Source organism: Rhizobium sp. A22-96 (assembly GCF_053521805.1).
Genome location: NZ_JBNWDQ010000001.1, coordinates 1,367,743 through 1,385,520, shown reverse-complemented (window position 1 = coordinate 1,385,520; position 17,778 = coordinate 1,367,743). Strand labels below are relative to the sequence as shown.

The window sequence follows — 17,778 nt, the reverse complement described above, 5'->3', positions numbered from 1 at the left end:
TCGATAGAACTGAAAATCTTGGGAGGATAATGTGAGCGACGCAACGATCAGCGGCGGCCTTGATGCGGCCGGCGGCAAGACATGGTTCGGACATGACCGCTTTGGCATGTTCATCCACTTCGGACTCTATGCGCTCGGCGCCCGCCACGAATGGTTGAAGAACCGCGAGGAGTTCACCACCGAAGCCTATCAGAAGTATTTCGACAACTTCGATCCCGACCTCTATGACGCCCGCGAATGGGCGCGCCGTGCCCGCGAAGCCGGCATGAAATATGTCGTGCTCACCGCCAAGCACCATGAAGGCTTCTGCCTCTGGGACAGCAAGGTCACCGACTACAAGGTCACCAACACGCCCTATGGCAAAGATCTGATCGGACCCTATGTCGAAGCGCTTCGCGCCGAAGGGCTCAAGGTCGGCTTTTACTATTCGCTGCTCGACTGGCATCACCCGGATTTCCCGATCGACGCGCACCATCCGCAGCGCAATCATCCCGACGCCGCTAAGCTCAACGAGGGCCGCGACGTCAAGCGCTATGCCAAATACATGCGCGACCAGGTGACCGAACTTCTTACCAATTTCGGCAAGATCGACGTTATCTGGTTCGATTTCAGCTATCCTCGCCGCGTCTACAAGGGCCTGCCCGGCAAGGGTCGCGCCGATTGGGAAAGCGAAGATCTGATGAAGCTGGTGCGCAAACTGCAGCCCGACATCATCGTCGGCGACCGTCTCGACCTGCCGCGCGATGCGGATCACATGCCCGACCTGGTGACGCCGGAGCAATATACGCCGCGTGTGGCGCCGACCGTCGCAGGCCTGCCAGTGCGCTGGGAAGCCTGCCACACCTTCAGCGGCTCCTGGGGCTATTATCGCGACGAAACCACATGGAAGGATGCAGGCCAGCTCATCAACATGCTGATCGACACGGTTTCGCTCGGCGGCAATCTTCTGATGAATGTCGGCCCGACCGGACGCGGCACCTTCGACGCCCGCGCCGTTACCGCGCTTGATACCTATGGCGAATGGATGCGGGTCAACGGACGCGCGATCTATGGCGCCGGGCCTTCTGAATACAAGGCGCCGAACGGTTGCCGTTTCACCCAGAAGGGCAACCGCCTCTATCTGCATGTCCAGACCTGGCCCTTCCGCCACATCCACATCGAAGGGCTCGGACGCAAGGTGAAATATGCACAGTTCCTGCACGACGCCAGCGAATTGCACTGGCTCGATCCGGATGCCGAGGTTGATTCCAATATCGGCGTCGCTGTTGGAGAGGGCATATTGAGCCTCGAACTGCCCGTTCTCAAGCCCGATGTCGTGACGCCCGTCATCGAGCTGATCCTCAAGGATTGAGCCAATTGCTGGCCCGGTCACCGATATCGTCATGAGCCGCGAAACCGAACTCATTGCAGCGATGACGCCCTTGATCGCCGATCTGGCAGACGACGGCAATGGCGCCGTCGCCCTCGCCGGCTCGCGCGGCAAGGGGCGGTCGGACGAACAATCGGATTTTGACTTCCGGGTCTATGCCGATGCCTATCGCGGGCCGGAGCTTCGGCAGACCAAAGCATGGAAGCGCTTTGAAGGAGCCATGCGCGCCTGGAAGCTCGAAGGGGTGCGGATGGATGGGGTCTGGATGCGCCGCTATGCCGGCGTACAAAACGACCTTGATAGCTGGCTTGCCGGCAGTGCCGTGCCAAAGAATTTCGAGTGGACGATCTGGGGCTACCATCTGCCGACGGACCTTGCCAGCCAGCAGATCATCGCCGATCCGCGCGGCCTACTCGCCGGATGGAAACAACAGCTTGCGCGGTATCCCGAGGCATTGAGAGCCTCCGTCCTGCGCCAGCACATGGAAATCCTGCGCTACTGGGCCAAGGATTATCACTACGAAAGCAAGGTCGCCCGTCGCGATCTCGTCTTTCTCGTGGGGCTGACCGGCAAGCTTGCCAACGCCATTCTCCAGACGGTCTTCGCGTTCAACCGGGCATATTTTCCGGGTGACGGCTGGAACCTGCCCATGGCGGCCGAATTGGAGCGACTGCCGCCCGACTTCCTTCAGCGGATGACCGCCATTCTGGAGCCGGGGCACGATCCCGATACCTGGCGGCGACAGCGAATGGCGCTGATCGGACTGATCGGCGATCTGGAGGTTATGATCGCGGCCTGAGGAGGCCGCAAGACCAAGCCGGAAGGGAGCGTCCGGGCATTGAAGACCGTCATTGCAACCATGATCATAAAAAGAGGAGGAACCATAATGAAACATTCAATGATCTTTGCGGCTGCCCTGGCCGCGAGTTCGCTGTTGGCAGCAGGCGCGCAGGCGCAGGATGCCCCCGTTACCATCAGCTGGCAGATGTGGGGCGAACCGAACGACGCGCAGCTCTGGCAGCAGCTGGCCGATCTCGTCTCACAGCAATATCCGGATATCAAGGTCAAGCTGCAGCTTTCGGGCTGGACGGATTACTGGACGCGCCTGCCGGTTCTGGCGGCATCGGGACAGGTCGCCGATATCGTCTCGATGCAGTCGATGCGCCTGCCGAATTTCTATTCGATCCTCACCCCACTCGACGACTATGTGAAGAAAGGCGACGTGAAGGTTGCTGATTTCGAGACCTCGATCATGTCCGGCCTGTCGCAAGACGGCAAACTCTATGCGTTGCCCTATGACGTCGGCCCATGGATGGTGTTCTACAATCGCGACAAGTTCGCCGCAGCCGGGTTGAAAGAGCCAGCAAACGACTGGACGTTCGACGACTTCAAGGCCGACGCCAAGACGCTGACCAAGGACGGCACTTACGGCTACGGAACGCAGGCCTTCGACTTCATCGCTGGCCCGGTCGCGCTCGGCGCGGACTATTTCAACGCTGACAACGAATTCGACCTGACCAACGCAGGCTTTGTCGACGCCTTCAGCAAGTATGCCGACCTTACCGCCAAGGACAAGCTCTCGCCGGTGTTTGCTTCCGCGGCCGATGCCTCCGCCGCAAGCGGCCGTTTCGCCTCCGGCAACGTCGCCATGTACATCGACGGTCCATGGACGTTGATCACCGCCCAGGCCAACGTGAAGTTCAAGATCGGCATTGCGCCGCTGCCGCGCGGCAACGGCCCCTCGCGCTTCATCACGGCCGGCTCCGGCTGGGGCGTTTCTGCAACCAGCCAGCACAAGGATGCAGCATTCAAGGCATTGCAGGTGCTGACCGGTCCGAAGGCTGCGGAAATTCTGGGTTCAGCCGGACGGGCGCTGCCGGCGCGGCTTGCCCAGCAGACCTCCTGGTATGACGGGGCGGCCAAGAATGTCAGCGGCACTCGGGAGACGCTGGAATACATGTTTGCCCACACGACGCCGTTCCGTATCAATGAAAAATGGAACCAGTTCGAAAATCTTGTGATGCAATATGTGCCGCTGGCATTGACCGGAGACTCGAAGCCCGAGGGAGTCCTCAGCGATATCCAGAGCCAGCTTCCATAAGCTTGGGCACCTGGCCGGCCTGCGGCCGGGTCCATCGGCTCGACCGCAGCGCCATTGCCGGAAAGGAAGGCCCACGATGCTGGCCAAACACAGTGACATAATCGCGAGGCCAAGGCCACGCTCGCGCAAATGGTTCAGAGGCGAGGGATGGACGGCCTTGTTCTTCCTGTTGCCGAGCCTGATCGGTATCGTCCTGTTCCTCGTGCTGCCGATCCTGGCTTCGATCGCGCTCAGCTTCACCAACTGGCAATTGCTGGGAACGCCGCGCTTCGTTGGCCTTGCCAACTATATCAGGCTGTTCACGACCGATCCGCAATTCTGGACAGTCATGCGCAACACGATCTTCTTCACCGTCGAATATCTGGTGCTGAACATCATCATCTCGCTCGGGCTGGCGACCTGGATTTCGAGCCTCAGGATCGGGCAGCGCTGGTTCCGGGTGATCTTCTTCCTTCCCACCTTCACCCCGCTCATCGCCGTTGCCATGGTCTGGATGCTGATCTTCAGCAGCGGTGGCCTCTTCGACAACCTGATGGCTGCGTTGTCGCTGCCATTTTCGGGCGTGCTCAATGACCGCACGCTCGCCATGCAGGCCGTCGTTCTCACCTCCATCTGGGCTGGCGTCGGCTACAATACCGTTCTGTTCAACGCCGCGCTCGACATGGTGCCGGCAACCTATCTGGAAGCGGCGCGGATCGACGGGGCGACTGCCTGGGACCGGTTCTGGAAAATCCGCCTGCCGCTGATCTCGCCGACGCTGTTCTTCGGCACCGTCATGACGGCCATTACCTCGCTGCAGGTCTTCGACCAGATCTACGTCATGACCAAGGGCGGTCCGGGATCATCGACGGCTACGCTCGGCTACGCCATCTTCCAGCGCGGCTTCCAGAACTTTCAGATGGGCTATGCCTCGGCCATCGCCTGGGTGATGTTCGCGCTGATCATGCTGCTGACCGCCCTGCAATTCTGGTTCCAGCGCAAATGGGTGCACTATGACGCTTAACTCCAAAGCCAGGGCACGCCGGAAGCTGGCGTTCGACATCGTCAACCACGCCGCACTTGCACTCGTGGCAATCGCCTTCCTCTTTCCATTCTTCTGGATGGTCTCGAATGCCATACGCTCGAATGCCGAGGTGACGGCCATACCGGTGCATATCCTGCCTGAGGTCTTCGAATGGGGTAATTTTGCCGCCGCCTGGACCCGGCTGCCCTTCGGCCGGTTCTTCCTCAACAGTGCCGTCATCGCCATTTGCGTAACTGTCATCACCGTCGTCGTTTCCTGCCTTTCGGGCTATGCCTTCGCACGGCTGAAATTCAGGGGACGCGATACCTTGCTGCTGGGCTACATCGGCACGCTGATGGTGCCGCCGCTGATGCTCATCATTCCGCTGTTTCTGATCGTCAACAAGCTCAACCTCGTCAACACCTTTCCGGGCGTGATCCTGCCGATCTCCTTCGGCACATTCGGCGCATTCCTGATGCGGCAGTTCTTTCTCTCCATTCCCATGGAGCTTGAGGAAGCAGCAAGGATCGACGGCGCATCGCGCCTGCGCATCCTCGTCAGCATCATCGTGCCGCTGTCGATGCCGGCTATCGGACTTCTGTCGCTGTTCACCTTCATCGGGCAGTGGAACAATTTCCTCTGGCCGCTGATCGTCATGACCGGTGCCGACAATGCCACCCTGCCCGTCGGCCTTACCCTGTTCCAGACGCAACAGGGCACGCAGTGGAACTATCTGATGGCGGGCGCCACCCTTTCCATGCTTCCCGGGATATTCCTTGCGATCATCCTGCAGAAGCTCATCTACAACAGCATCGCCCTCAATGCGGGCATGGGCGGGCGCTGAAGCGCCTGCAGACTCCCAGGAGCTAGAACAATGGCGAAACTGACGATCCGCAATGCGGTCAAGCGATATGGCGCACTCGAGGTGCTGCATGGCGTATCCGTTGCCGCGCAAGACGGAGAGTTTGTCGTGCTCGTCGGCCCCTCGGGCTGCGGCAAATCCACCTTGCTGCGCATGATCGCCGGGCTTGAAAGCATCAGCGACGGCGAGATCGAAATTGGCGAGCGCATCGTCAACGACCTCGAACCCAATGAGCGCGATATCGCCATGGTGTTCCAATCCTACGCGCTCTATCCGCATATGACCGTTCGCGACAACATGGCGTTTTCGCTGAAGCTCGCGCGCCGCAGCCGGCAGGAGATCGAGCAGAAGGTCAATGATGCCGCCGGTATTCTCGATCTCTCCGCCCTTCTCGATCGCTATCCCCGACAGTTGTCAGGAGGCCAGCGCCAGCGCGTCGCGATGGGCCGCGCTATCGTCCGCAATCCGGCCGTCTTCCTCTTCGACGAACCGCTCTCCAATCTCGATGCAAAACTGCGCGTGCAGATGCGCACCGAGATCAAGACGCTGCACCAGCGGCTGGGCACCACCATGGTCTATGTTACCCATGATCAGATGGAAGCCATGACCATGGCCGATCGTATCGTGGTCATGCGCGGCGGCGATATCGAGCAGATCGGCTCACCGCTCGAAATCTACGATCAACCCGCCAACAGTTTCGTCGCCGGCTTCATCGGTTCACCATCGATGAATTTCATCGATGGTCAGGTCGTCGAGCGGAATGGAACGGTAGAGCTCCAAGCGGCGGAAGATCTGCAGTGGCCGCTGCCGGATAGCGCCCGGGCCTATGTGGGCAAGTCCGTCCAGCTCGGCATTCGGCCCGAACACATCTCGATCGATCCGGATGGCGTTCCCGCCAAGATCATCGTCATCGAACCGACGGGCTCCGACACGCATCTGCAATTGCAGGCAGGCTCTCAAACGATCGTCGCCGCCGTCAGAGACCGCCTTTCGGTATCACCGGGCCAATCCATTCCGCTCAGGATCGACCCGATAAAAGCGCATCTGTTCGATCCGTCGAGCGGCCAGCGTCTTTCCTGATTGTCACGCGCGCAGCGCCGCAGCCGGGCTCGAACGCAAGGCGCTGAACGCCGGAACAATCGAGATCAATGCCGCAACGAACAGGAAGCCGCCCACAAGCCATAGATCGTCGAAGGCGAAACCAACCGGCAGGCGCACAGCCGTCGATGCGGCAAGCCGCGCGGAGATCACCAGCGCGGTGAGATATCCAAGCGCGATGCCAAGTGCGATCCCGGCCGCAAACAGAATGAAGAGCTCGCCCCATACAATTGCGATGATCGAACGGATCGGCGTGCCGAGCGCTCTCAATGCCCCGATCTGCCGGCGTCTCGAACCAACATGCATGACCGTCACCAGCACGATGGCGGCGATGACGATCGCCTGCGTGCCGAGCGCGATTGCCAGCAACAGGCTGCGGGCATCGCCGAGCGTCGCATAGAGCCTGGTCAGCACCTCGGCCGGAAAGACACCAAGCGTTGCCCCGGTGCGATATTCCTGCCGAAGGCGGTAAGCATCGGCAATCGTCTTCGGCTTGACGAGTACGGCGGGAACATCCGGCGTCTGCGCATCGAAATGCTCGTCGAGAGGCGCGTCGGCATCGACGTGGCCATGCTCGTGCTCATGTTCATCGCCCTGATCGTGCGGCTCGGCACCGTGGTCTTCCGCTTCGTCGCCATCGTGGTGTTCTTCGCCGTGCATACCGTGCAATTGCCAGACGGCGCGGATCGGCACGAGGATCGCCCGATCCCAGGCCGTACCCGTCGGCGCCATGCGGCCAGTGACTTTGTAGGCAATGGCCGTATGGGTTTCGCCGCCGGTTTCGGCTGTGCCATGCATCGGCTTAATGTCCGCACCGGGCGACAACGTGACATCGGAGCCAACCACCGCCTCGCCGAGACGCGCGAACAGCACGCCCTGCGACAGAACCGGCGATAGAGACGAGATCAGGCTCGTCGTCGTACCGACGATCGGGAAACCATAAGCGGAATCGCCAAAGCCGACGGGTGCCGCCAATTCGACGCGCGGATCGTTGGCGAGCCGTCCGAGGACTGCGCCATCCATCAGCGGCAGCGGTGCCGGCTGCAGGAATACAGCTGATAGCGCCAGCTGCGTCTCGCTGCCGGCGGCTCCCACCAGAAGATCGAATTTCTCGGCGGCGCGTGCGCTGCCGAGCCGGACAGCTCGTTCCTGAAGCGTGACGGTCACGCTCAAGGCAACGGACAAGGCAATGAGGACAACGACAGCGAGCGCCCCGCTCCAAAAGCGCCGGAGATCGGCGAGAATGAACATCATCATCATTGCGCGGCAACCTCTCGGCTATCTTCCTCGATGCGGCCACTCGCCAGGCAGATGCGACGGCCAATACGCTCGGCAAGCGAGATATCGTGCGTCACGACGATAAGCGTGGTCCCCTCTTCGGCCGAAAGCTGCAGCAAAAGTTCGGCAACCTCATTGCCCGCCTGGCGGTCGAGGCTCGCGGTCGGTTCGTCCGCAACAATGACGCCCGGACGCTGCAGAAGCGCTCGTGCGACGGCAACGCGCTGCATCTCGCCGCGCGATAGCGTCTCGATCTTCTGCTGCGGGCGGGCAATGCCAGTGGCAGTGAGAAGGTAGAACGCGCGGTCACGCTCGGCGGGCGTCAGTCGACGCGCAAGGCGGACCGGCAGCACCACATTCTCGACAGCAGACAATCCGGGAAACAGGTGAAAATCCTGCATGACGAGGCCGATATTCCCGGCCCGGAACGCGTCGCGCTTTCCATTGGAAAGACGCGTAATCTCGGTATCGCTCCAGGAAACGCTGCCGCGCGTGACTGTCTCAAGGCCAGTAATCACGTTCACGAATGTGCTCTTGCCGGAGCCGGAGGCACCCGTGATCGCGAGCCGGCCGCCGGCCGGCAGATGAAATTTCTCAATGGCCAGCACCGGCGCGGCCAGACCGGGAAACTGCATTTCAAGACCGGAAATATCGAGCGCCAGCATGAGATCAAGCCGTCCTGAAGGAGGCGTCTCGCAGACGTAATTGGCTGATGAAGCCGGTTTCCGGATCCGTCCACGAGCCGAACTCCAGCACGCCTCGCGCCACGATCGGCGCATTGAACTGCACGAAGGTCTGCTTGGCAGAGAGATAAACGACCATGATATTGTCGGGCCAGTCGGCATCGGAAGAGCAGAAGGGGCAGAGCGACATCGGAATCTCCGTCAAGACGAAGAAGGCTGCCTCCGCCTTCAGCGGCGGCGCCATGAAGCCGTTGATGGCGACGTGCTTGCCGCTCAATTGCTTTACCTTGTCGGAGAATTCGAGGCCGAGCGGGCCGAAACTCTTGTAGAGCTCGCTGAAGCCGAGCTTTTCGGAAGCCTTTGCCCGCATGGCAATGCCAGCCATGGGCAGCACGGCAGCGGCGGTCATCAGCGCCCGGCGGCTGATGGAAACAGGCTTGTTCTGAGACATGGAAACCCCCATGAAATATGGAAGGACAGGCGGCCAGAAGCCGCCTGTCCGCATTCGCCGATCAGGCGAATTACATCTTTTCGGTGCCGAGCGCGAAGGTGTCGGCCAGGACCTTGTAGACGTCGCTCTGTTCCATGTAGCCGCGGAAGCCTTCCGCGCCCGGGCCTGCGGCCTGCAGAACGATATCGTCTACGGCATGGACGCCGCTGTCTTCGTCCTTCGGAATGTTACCCTGTACGAAGACGGCGCCGGGCACGTCCTTGTAGGCTTCGTTGGCAACATATTCCTTCTTCTCGTTCTGGATCGCCGGAACGAAAGGACCGTCGAGCTTCGGACGGAAGGTCTCGTAGTGGTCAGGACCGTTGTTGGCCGCGATGAACAGACGACGGGAAACATCGACGCGGTCCGGATAGCCGTCGCCATCCTTGTCCTCGTAGTTCGGGAAGCCGGCAGCCGCATAGGTGCCTACCTTCTCGCGCATTTCCGTACCCGGCTTATTATCATCGACGGTGCCGATGATCGAGACGCCATGAGTATGGTCGCCGGTGACGACGATCAGCGTGTCCGGGTTCTTCGCCTGGAACTCGCGGGCAACGGCAACGGCCTTGTCGAACTCGATGGTGTCGACCAAGGCGCGGTCCCAATCGAGGGGATGGCTCATCTTGTCGATGGATGCTCCCTCGACCACGAGGAAGAAGCCTTCCGGGTTCTTGGCGAGCTTGTCGAGCGCAACCTTGGTCATGTCGACGAGACCCGGCTGGTTCGGGAACTTGTCGACGGTGCCCTTCTTGAGGAATTCGCGGTCGAGCGTGACGTCGAGGTTGCCGGTGTGGAACAGGCCGAGCAGCTTGTCCTGGTTCGAGCCGGCTGCGGCAGCCAGTTCGTTCTTGTCGGTGGCAACGGCGTAGCCGGCATCCTTGAAGAGCGCGATGTAATCCTTGTCATCCTTGCGCTTCGAACCGGGCACGCTCTTGGCCAGGAAGTAGGCCGAGCCGCCGCCGAGCAGGACATCCGGCTTGACGTCGTACATCATGCCGACGATCTCGGCCTTGTCGCCGCGCTTGCGGGTGTGGGAGACGAGCGCTGCCGGCGTCGCGTCTTCGACTTCGGCCGTCGTCACGATGCCGAGCGACTTCTTGCCGGTGCGGCGGAGCGCTTCACCGATGGTTTCGACCTTGGGATCGTCCAGGCTTGCCGGCGTGCGGTCGGCATAGACGCCGAGTGCGTTCACGGCGGACTTGTGGCCGGTCATATAGGCCGACATGGTGTTGGCGCTATCGGTCGCGATAGCCGACGTTGAGGACGTGCCGATAAAGGCGACCGGCGGAATATCGTCCATGGCCAGGCGGCCATTGGCTTTGCCTTCCGTCATGCCCTTGGACATGATGCGGGCGCCGGTGCGATGTGCAACGGAAAGACCGTCGCCGAGCAGGAAGATGATGTTCTTGGCCTTCGGTGCTGCCGAGGTGGCGTAGACGTCCCAATTGACCGACTTTTTCTCGTCGCCGGCCGAAACCTCGACCTTGTACTGGCCGGGCTTTGCGAGCTTGACGCCGCGCAGGATCAGAGCCGAGCCGAGAACCTTGTCTTCCGCACCCTTTTCCTCGGCGACGAAATCAGCCGCCTTGCCGAAGACTGCGTCATAGCTCTCGCCATTGACCGTGACCTTCACGTCTTCCGGCTTCACCACCTTGCTAAACTCGACCTTGAAGTCGAAGGGTGAGCCAACGAGTACCGTTGCCCGGTCCAAAGGGTAGACGGTTGCTGCATTGGCGGCCCCAGCCAATACGGTTGCCGACACCATGGAAAGAAGAAGTTTACGCATTTCATACCCCCGCGTCTTGGTTACTTCCTCCTCTCCCTTATAAAGGCCAGATGACAATCACATAAAAAACGGCCAACTTTCTGCAACCGTGAATGAACAAATCAATTCACTAAGGATTGCTGATTGTATGTACAGCATCTAAAAAAGGAGGCGGCCGGCGCATTTTGGCGCCAGCTTTTCGTCAGGGCTTCGCACGGTCCGGATGCGCCGCCTGAAAGGCGGGCAGTTGGGTGCATCTGTCATTGATCTCGACGACGCGCTTCAGATCGGTCATGTCGACACCCCAGCGGCGGCCATTATAGACCTGCGGGACAAGACAGATGTCTGCCATCGTCGGCCTATCCCCGAAGCTGAACGCGCCATCGAAGCCGCCCAGCATCGCTTCGAGCTTGCGAAGCCCGGTGGCAATAAAATGCCGCATCCACTCCTCGCGGGCGTCGGCCTTGTCCGTTATGGTCGTGACATAGGCCGCGACATGCGTGTTGCATATCGGATGGATATCCATGGCAATCGCGTAGACAAGCGCCCGCACATGCTGCCGGCCCGCAATGTCGACGGGCATCAACCCGCTCTCCGGGCGAAGCTCGGCCAGATATTCGATGATGGACAACGACTGCGTCAGCGTATTGCCATCGATCACCAGCGTCGGAACGAACCCCTGGGGATTGAGCGCCAGATAGTCCGGGCTGTTCTGCTCGCCGTCCAGCAGGTTGATCGATACGCTCTTGTAAGCCATCCCGAGCATGTTGAGCGCGATGCGGACACGGTAGCTCGCCGACGATCTCCAGTAATCGTAAAGAATGACCTCGCTCATCGCGGCTGCGGTCCCTGGTACTTTTCGACGGTCTGCTCGATCGCTCCGAAGATCGAATGGCCTGCATGATCCTGTATCTCGATGCGAACCTGATCGCCGAACCGCAGGAACGGCGTCTTTGGCGCGCCGGTTTCGATGGTCTCGATCGTCCGGATCTCGGCAATGCAGGAATAACCAACGCCGCCGCTTTCGACCGGCTTGCCCGGTCCGCCGTCAAGCTTGTTGGAAACCGTGCCGGAACCAACGATTGTGCCGGCCACGAGGCTGCGGGTTTTCGCGGCGTGGGCAATCAGCTCGCCAAAATCGAAGGTCATGTCGATACCGGCATTCGCCTTGCCGAACAGCCTGTTATTCAGCGTCACCAGCAGCGGCAGATGCAGCTTGCCACCATCCCATGCCTCGCCCAACTCGTCCGGCGTGACGGCAACCGGGGAAAATGCCGAAGCAGGCTTGGACTGGAAAAAGCCGAACCCCTTTGCCAGCTCCTGTGGGATGAGGCCGCGCAAAGACACGTCGTTGACGAGCATCACCAGCCGGATGGCCTGCCGGGCGATGTCCGGACTGACCCCCATGGGTACGTCGCCGACCACGACGGCGACCTCACCTTCCATGTCGATCCCATAGGCCTCGTCGGCGGCCACGATCGGATCGCGCGGCGCAAGAAAGCCATCCGAGCCGCCTTGATACATCAGCGGATCGACCCAGAAACTCGCCGGCATTTCGGCATTGCGCGCCTTGCGCACCAGTTCGACATGGTTGACGTAGGCTGAACCATCGGCCCACTGGTAGGCCCTGGGCAACGGTGACGCGGCGTCATGCTCGTGGAACCTGATCGTCGGCTGGGCTCCCGTTTCGACACCCTCGGCTATCAGCTGAAGTCTCGGGCCAACATGGTCCCAGTCGTCGAGAGCCGCCTGCAAGGTGCGGGCGATATGGCCGACCTCGGAGCAGCGGGTGAGATCGCGAGAGACGACGACAAGCCGGCCGTCCCTTGTGGAGTCCTTCAAAGTCGCAAGCTTCATGGTCCGGTTCCGATATCAGAGAATGCAGGATCGATCTTCACTTGATGCCCGGAGTGCCGTCGAACCTGCGCTCCAGACCGTCCCAGCATTCCAGATAGTCATCCTGCAGCGTTTCAAGTTCGGCAGCGTATTTCGTCAGCTGTTGCGGGAAACGGGTCTCGAACATGAAGGCCATGGTGTGATCCAGCTTCACCGGTTTCAGGTCGGAATTGGAGGCCTTTTCGAAGCCGGATGCATCCGGTCCATGCGGCAGCATCATATTGTGCAGGCTCATACCGCCGGGCACGAAGCCCTTTTCCTTGGCATCGTACTGGCCGTGGATCAGGCCCATGAACTCGCTCATGATGTTGCGATGGTACCAGGGCGGCCGGAAGGTATGTTCGGCCACCAGCCAGCGCGGCGGAAAGATGACGAAGTCGACATTCGCGGTGCCTGCTGCTTCGGTCGGCGCCGTCAGCACGGTAAAGATCGACGGATCGGGATGGTCGAAGAGGATCGCGCCGACCGGCGAGAACGTCCGCAGGTCATATTTGTAGGGGATGTAGTTGCCGTGCCAGGCGACAACGTCGAGTGGTGAGTGGCCGATGTCGGTGACATAGAACTTGCCGCACCATTTGACGTGCACGCGGCAAGGCACTTCCTTGTCCTCGTAGGCGGCAACGGGCGTCTTGAAATCGCGGGGATTGGCGAGGCAATTCGCGCCGATCGGGCCGCGTTCCGGCAGCGTGAATTTCGCGCCGTAGTTCTCGCAAATATAGCCGCGCCAGACCTTCTCCTCGCCCTTGCCCATCACCTTGAACATCATGCCTCGAGGAATGACGCAGATTTCCAAGGGCTCGACATCCATGATGCCCATTTCGGTGAAGACCCTGATCGCGCCGACCTGGGGAACGACAAGCAATTCGCCATCGGCATCGAAGAAATAGTCGTCGATCATGTCTTCATTGAAGAGATAAAGGTGTGCGGCCATTCCGGCCTGGGTCAGGACATCGCCCGCCGTCGTGATCGTCCGCATCCCCTCGAGAAATGTCATCTTCTCCGTCGGCGCCGGCACCGGATCCCAGCGAAGCTGGCCGAGGGGCAACGAATGATCATCCAGGCAGGGAGCCGATTTCCAGAACGGATAGGAGGCGTTTGAAAAGCGCCGGGTGTGGCGCACGCTCGGGCGGATGCGATAGAGCCAGGACCGTTCATTCGTTCCGCGTGGCGCGGTGAAAGGCGAGCCGGAAAGCTGCTCGGCATAGAGACCGTAATTGCATTTCTGCGGGCTGTTCTGGCCTTGCGGCAGGGCACCCGGCAGCGACTCCGTTTCAAAATCGTTGCCGAAGCCGGGCATATATTGCAGCGTCTCCGCCGCCGCGGCCTGACGGTCGGAGGCCTTAGATATCGTCTGGTCCATCGCTCAATTCCTCCCGAAAACTGAGGGTGACCCAGCGCCGGCACCGGGTCGCCTGAAGATCATTCGGCCGCCGTGCCGATGACGCCGCGCTTGATCTGGTCTGCTTCGATCGACTCGAAGAGCGCGCGGAAATTGCCTTCGCCGAAGCCTTCGTCACCCTTGCGCTGGATGAACTCGAAGAAGATCGGGCCGATGACGGTCTTGGAGAAGATCTGCAGCAGGATCTTCGTCAGGCCGCCATTCACCACGCCTTCACCGTCGATGAGGATACCATGTTTCTTCATGCGTTCGATGGGTTCTTCGTGCCCATTCACGCGTGCATAGGACATGGCGTAGTAGGTTTCCGGAGGACCGGGCATGAAGCGCAGGCCATTGTCGGCGAGCGTATCGGTCGCCTTATAGATATCGTCCGTTCCAACGGCGATATGCTGGATGCCCTCGCCCTTGTATTTCTTCAGGAATTCCTCGATCTGGCTGGTATCGTCCTTCGATTCATTCAGCGGAATGCGGATCTTGCCGCAGGGCGAGGTGATCGCCCGGCTCACCAGACCGGTGATGCGCCCGTCGATATCGAAGAAGTGGATCTGCTTGAAATCGAACAGATCGCGATAGAAATCCCACCACTTGTCCATATTGCCGCGGAAGACATTGTGCGTGAGATGGTCGAGATAATAGAAGCTGACGCCTTCGGGACGCGGGTCGCGCTCGCCGAGCCAATCGAACTCGGCCTCGTAGGCCGACCCCTTCTTGCCATAGGTCTCGACGAAATAAAGCAGTGAACCGCCGATGCCGACGATTGCCGGTACATCGAGCGCCTTGTCATCGCCGTCATAGGGAACGGCACCCTTTGAAACCGCATGGTCGAAGGCGTGCTTGGCATCGACAACGCGCCATGCCATCGACGGCGCCGCCGGGCCGTGATCTTCGATGAAGCGCGCGGCATGGCTGCCCGGCTCGGCGTTCAGAATGTAGTTGATGTCGCCCTGGCGCCAGACGGTAATGTCTTTCGTCTTGTGCTTGGCGACCGGAACATAGCCCATGCGGGTAAAGAGCTCGCGCAGCTTCTCGGGCTCGGGATGAGCGAACTCGACGAACTCGAAACCGTCGGTGCCGGCCGGGTTGTCGGCGGTGATTTCGGACGGCGGCGCATCATGTGGAAAAGGACCCATTTTCTCCTCCTCAGAGACGGTACTTTGACTGTGCAAAGTATGGACCCAAATTCACGCAAAGTGCTTGCATTCTCAATGAAAAAGGAAAATATTATACACGATCTGTGAGCATTTTTAGAGTTTAGCGCAATGGATGAGCCACTCGACAAACTGGATCTGCGTCTTCTTGAGGAGTTGCAGAAGGATGGCAGGTTGACGAACAACGAACTCGGCGAACGCATCGCGCTCTCGCCGTCACAGTGCTCACGCCGGCGCACTCGGCTGGAGGCAGAGGGCTATATTCGCGGCTATCAGGCCAATCTCGACCGGCAGAAGCTGGGTCTCGATATGCTGGTGGTCATTTCGGTGACGCTCGCCACCCACAACCGTGACAATGCCCGCCGATTTTCGCAATTGATCAACGGGCTGCCGGAAGTGCTGGAAGCTTATGCGTTGACGGGCGAGATGGATTATCATCTGAAGATTGCGACCCGCGGGCTCGTCGGCCTGTCGCGGTTCGTCAACGACGTGCTGTTGCCGCATGAGTCCGTGCAGCACGTGAAGACATCGATCGTTCTCGATACGTTGAAGACATTCGAAGGCTTCCCGGTGCCGATGACACATGCTGACATGACGAGGGCGTGAGATAATAATTGCGGCACAGCTTTGCCAAGCGCGTAAGCGCTTCGCCGACGCAGGCAAATTTTAAATCTGTCAGCGGCGGCGATAGCTGCGCATATCTACCAATCCCCATCCATTCATGCTTGAAGAGAACACCCTTTGGCAAGGACGGGCGAGGATAGGTTTGCATGCTGCGCGCGGACGAAAAGACACGACATTTCGACGAATTTGCCGACATCCTGCTCAGGTGCAATCACCTCTATCGCCCCAGCATCGATTCCATTGCGCTGCTCAACGCCGTCGAAAGCAGGCGCCAGATCGAGATCTTCGACTACACCAACTCAGCCGATGCCTTCACCCGTGCCTTCGGGATGCGCAACTCGCTGAAATGCCTGCAGGCGCTCACCAGCCTCGGCACCGCGATCCACGACTATCGAAAAGTGTGCGATCTCGGTTGCGGCTCGGGCGCATTCAGCCTCGCCTTCGCCTATCTTGCCCGAAATCCTCTCCTTGAGCTTCACGGATTGGACGCGTCGGAAACCCAGCTTTCGCTCAGTGAAGAACTGATGTCGGTCGCCCGGCTTCCCGGAAAATTTGAATTCGAGCGGCGTAACCTGCCGGCGCAGATCGGATACCTCCCCGATCTGACGCTCTCCTCCTACTGGTTTTGTGAGAACGAACACGTCATTTTCGATCCCGCATCGTTCGATCTCACGGTCGGGAGGGAGTTGCTTGTTGTCGACTATGAAAAGATTATCGACCACATCACGGCTTTCCTTCCAAGAGGCTTCCGCGTTCTCGGACGATACAGTGCAAATATCGAAGTTCCCGCCGCACTGACCGAATTCGTTGCCCAGGAAAAGGCAAGCGTCCACAGCATCCATATCGGCCGCGTGCTGGACTAGACGCTCGAGCGAAATTGCTCTCCGATTTGCAAAGAGTACTACCACCCCTTGAATCGCGAAGATCGGCTCACCAGCTATCTGCCAACCCGCTGGTCCGGGCCCCTCTGGTGAGAGCCGTCGGCGCTCTTGCGATGTCGAACCTTTTCCGACACCGTGCGCCGACTGAGGTTCTCCTTCGTGGAAGCATCATTGTTTTTCGTCGAGTGGCTGGGAAAGCCACTTTGGATGTGGGCCAGCTTTATTGCCCTCGTCATCGCCATCCTCTCCTTCGATCTTGGCATTCTGCATAAAAAGAATAAGGAGATCGGCGTCGGCGAGAGCATCAAGCTCTCCGCCCTCTACATCTCGCTCGGCCTCGCCTTTGGCGCTTGGGTATGGTGGTATCTCGGTGCGGAATCCGGCCTTGCCTACATGACCGGCTTCGTCGTCGAAAAGACGCTCGCACTCGACAACGTCTTCGTCATCGCCCTGATTTTCTCGTTCTTCGCCGTCCCGCGCCTCTATCAGCACCGCGTGCTCTTCTGGGGCATTCTCGGCGTCATCGTGCTGCGCGCCATCATGATCGGCGTCGGCGCGACGCTGGTCGCCGAGTTCTCGTGGCTCCTCTATGTCTTCGCCGCCTTCCTGATCGTCACCGGCATCAAGATGCTGGTCATGAAGGATGCCGAGCCGGATGTTTCGAAGAACCCGCTGGTCCGCTTCATGCGCAACCGCTTCAACGTCACCGACAACCATCACGGCGAACGGTTCTTCGTGAAGCAGGCCCATCCGCAGACGGGCAAGCTGGTCTGGTTCATCACACCGCTGTTCATGGCCCTGGTGGTGATCGAAGTCGCCGATGTCATCTTCGCCGTGGATTCGGTGCCTGCAATCTTCGCCATCACGACTGACCCGTTCATCGTCTACACGTCGAACATCTTCGCGATCCTCGGCCTGCGCGCCCTCTATTTCGCACTGGCGGCGATGATCCACCGCTTCAAATATCTGAAGCCGGCCCTTGCCATCGTGCTTGTCTTCATCGGTTCGAAGATCTTCGCAGCAGACCTGCTGGGTCTGGAAAAATTCCCGGCCGCCCTCTCGCTCGGCATCACCTTTGCGATCATCGCCAGCGGTGTCGTCTGGAGCCTCGTGAAGACACGCGGCCAAGCCGGCGAGGCCTGAGCCAGCAGAGTGCCCACCAAGTCGGTGGGCACTATCAC

General features: G+C 60.0%; 17 protein-coding genes. 9 read left to right on the top strand and 8 right to left on the bottom strand.

Going from position 1 to position 17,778, the window contains the following annotated elements:
• Positions 1-31 precede the first annotated feature (31 nt).
• The 6 genes from ACQZ6F_RS06200 to ACQZ6F_RS06175 all read left to right on the top strand — a co-directional run bounded on the left by ACQZ6F_RS06200 (position 32) and on the right by ACQZ6F_RS06175 (position 6,415).
• On the top strand, positions 32-1,351 hold the full coding sequence (locus ACQZ6F_RS06200) for an alpha-L-fucosidase (RefSeq protein WP_449093080.1): 1,320 nt from the start codon (positions 32-34) through the stop codon (positions 1,349-1,351).
• A 31-nt stretch (positions 1,352-1,382) separates the two neighbouring features.
• Entirely contained in the window at positions 1,383-2,168 is a 786-nt protein-coding gene (locus tag ACQZ6F_RS06195; RefSeq protein ID WP_449093079.1) for a DUF4037 domain-containing protein, read from the top strand.
• Between the two features lie 87 nt (positions 2,169-2,255).
• Positions 2,256-3,470 carry an ABC transporter substrate-binding protein gene (locus tag ACQZ6F_RS06190; RefSeq protein ID WP_449093078.1) on the top strand — a complete coding sequence of 405 codons (1,215 nt, stop codon included), beginning with the start codon at positions 2,256-2,258 and terminating at the stop codon, positions 3,468-3,470.
• A 76-nt stretch (positions 3,471-3,546) separates the two neighbouring features.
• Positions 3,547-4,473, top strand: a complete 927-nt coding sequence (locus ACQZ6F_RS06185; protein WP_449093077.1) for a carbohydrate ABC transporter permease — start codon at positions 3,547-3,549, stop codon at positions 4,471-4,473.
• A complete protein-coding gene (locus tag ACQZ6F_RS06180; RefSeq protein ID WP_449093076.1) occupies positions 4,463-5,317 on the top strand; it encodes a carbohydrate ABC transporter permease in 855 nt (284 codons plus the stop codon). The genes ACQZ6F_RS06185 and ACQZ6F_RS06180 overlap by 11 nt, the downstream gene beginning before the upstream one ends.
• Positions 5,318-5,347: 30 nt before the next feature.
• Positions 5,348-6,415 carry an ABC transporter ATP-binding protein gene (locus ACQZ6F_RS06175; RefSeq protein WP_449093075.1) on the top strand — a complete coding sequence of 356 codons (1,068 nt, stop codon included), beginning with the start codon at positions 5,348-5,350 and terminating at the stop codon, positions 6,413-6,415.
• Positions 6,416-6,418: 3 nt separating this feature from the next.
• On the opposite strand, the gene ACQZ6F_RS06170 is transcribed toward ACQZ6F_RS06175, so the two are convergent.
• From ACQZ6F_RS06170 to hppD, 8 genes are all read right to left on the bottom strand, one after another.
• Positions 6,419-7,690, bottom strand: a complete 1,272-nt coding sequence (locus ACQZ6F_RS06170; RefSeq protein ID WP_077471556.1) for an FtsX-like permease family protein — start codon at positions 7,688-7,690, stop codon at positions 6,419-6,421.
• Positions 7,690-8,376, bottom strand: a complete 687-nt coding sequence (locus ACQZ6F_RS06165) for an ABC transporter ATP-binding protein (RefSeq protein ID WP_449093074.1) — start codon at positions 8,374-8,376, stop codon at positions 7,690-7,692. Before ACQZ6F_RS06165 ends, ACQZ6F_RS06170 begins: the two co-directional genes overlap by 1 nt.
• A gap of 4 nt (positions 8,377-8,380) precedes the next feature.
• Complete coding sequence (locus tag ACQZ6F_RS06160; protein ID WP_449093073.1) at positions 8,381-8,845, bottom strand: hypothetical protein; 465 nt, start codon at positions 8,843-8,845, stop codon at positions 8,381-8,383.
• Positions 8,846-8,915: 70 nt separating this feature from the next.
• Positions 8,916-10,670 carry an alkaline phosphatase gene (locus tag ACQZ6F_RS06155; RefSeq protein WP_449093072.1) on the bottom strand — a complete coding sequence of 585 codons (1,755 nt, stop codon included), beginning with the start codon at positions 10,668-10,670 and terminating at the stop codon, positions 8,916-8,918.
• Between the two features lie 181 nt (positions 10,671-10,851).
• Positions 10,852-11,484, bottom strand: a complete 633-nt coding sequence (maiA, locus tag ACQZ6F_RS06150; RefSeq protein WP_449093071.1) for a maleylacetoacetate isomerase — start codon at positions 11,482-11,484, stop codon at positions 10,852-10,854.
• Entirely contained in the window at positions 11,481-12,506 is a 1,026-nt protein-coding gene (locus tag ACQZ6F_RS06145) for a fumarylacetoacetate hydrolase family protein (RefSeq protein WP_449093070.1), read from the bottom strand. The genes maiA and ACQZ6F_RS06145 overlap by 4 nt, the downstream gene beginning before the upstream one ends.
• A gap of 37 nt (positions 12,507-12,543) precedes the next feature.
• Complete coding sequence (gene hmgA, locus ACQZ6F_RS06140; RefSeq protein ID WP_449093069.1) at positions 12,544-13,905, bottom strand: homogentisate 1,2-dioxygenase; 1,362 nt, start codon at positions 13,903-13,905, stop codon at positions 12,544-12,546.
• Between the two features lie 59 nt (positions 13,906-13,964).
• Positions 13,965-15,074: a 4-hydroxyphenylpyruvate dioxygenase gene (gene hppD / locus ACQZ6F_RS06135; protein ID WP_449093068.1), complete on the bottom strand. Its 1,110-nt coding sequence runs from the start codon at positions 15,072-15,074 to the stop codon at positions 13,965-13,967.
• A gap of 129 nt (positions 15,075-15,203) precedes the next feature.
• On the opposite strand from hppD, the gene ACQZ6F_RS06130 reads away from it, so the two are divergent.
• The 3 genes from ACQZ6F_RS06130 to ACQZ6F_RS06120 all read left to right on the top strand — a co-directional run bounded on the left by ACQZ6F_RS06130 (position 15,204) and on the right by ACQZ6F_RS06120 (position 17,740).
• On the top strand, positions 15,204-15,698 hold the full coding sequence (locus ACQZ6F_RS06130; RefSeq protein WP_449093067.1) for an Lrp/AsnC family transcriptional regulator: 495 nt from the start codon (positions 15,204-15,206) through the stop codon (positions 15,696-15,698).
• A 164-nt stretch (positions 15,699-15,862) separates the two neighbouring features.
• Positions 15,863-16,579, top strand: a complete 717-nt coding sequence (locus ACQZ6F_RS06125) for a methyltransferase domain-containing protein (protein WP_449093066.1) — start codon at positions 15,863-15,865, stop codon at positions 16,577-16,579.
• Between the two features lie 225 nt (positions 16,580-16,804).
• Entirely contained in the window at positions 16,805-17,740 is a 936-nt protein-coding gene (locus ACQZ6F_RS06120) for a TerC family protein (RefSeq protein ID WP_449093065.1), read from the top strand.
• Positions 17,741-17,778: the final 38 nt, after the last annotated feature.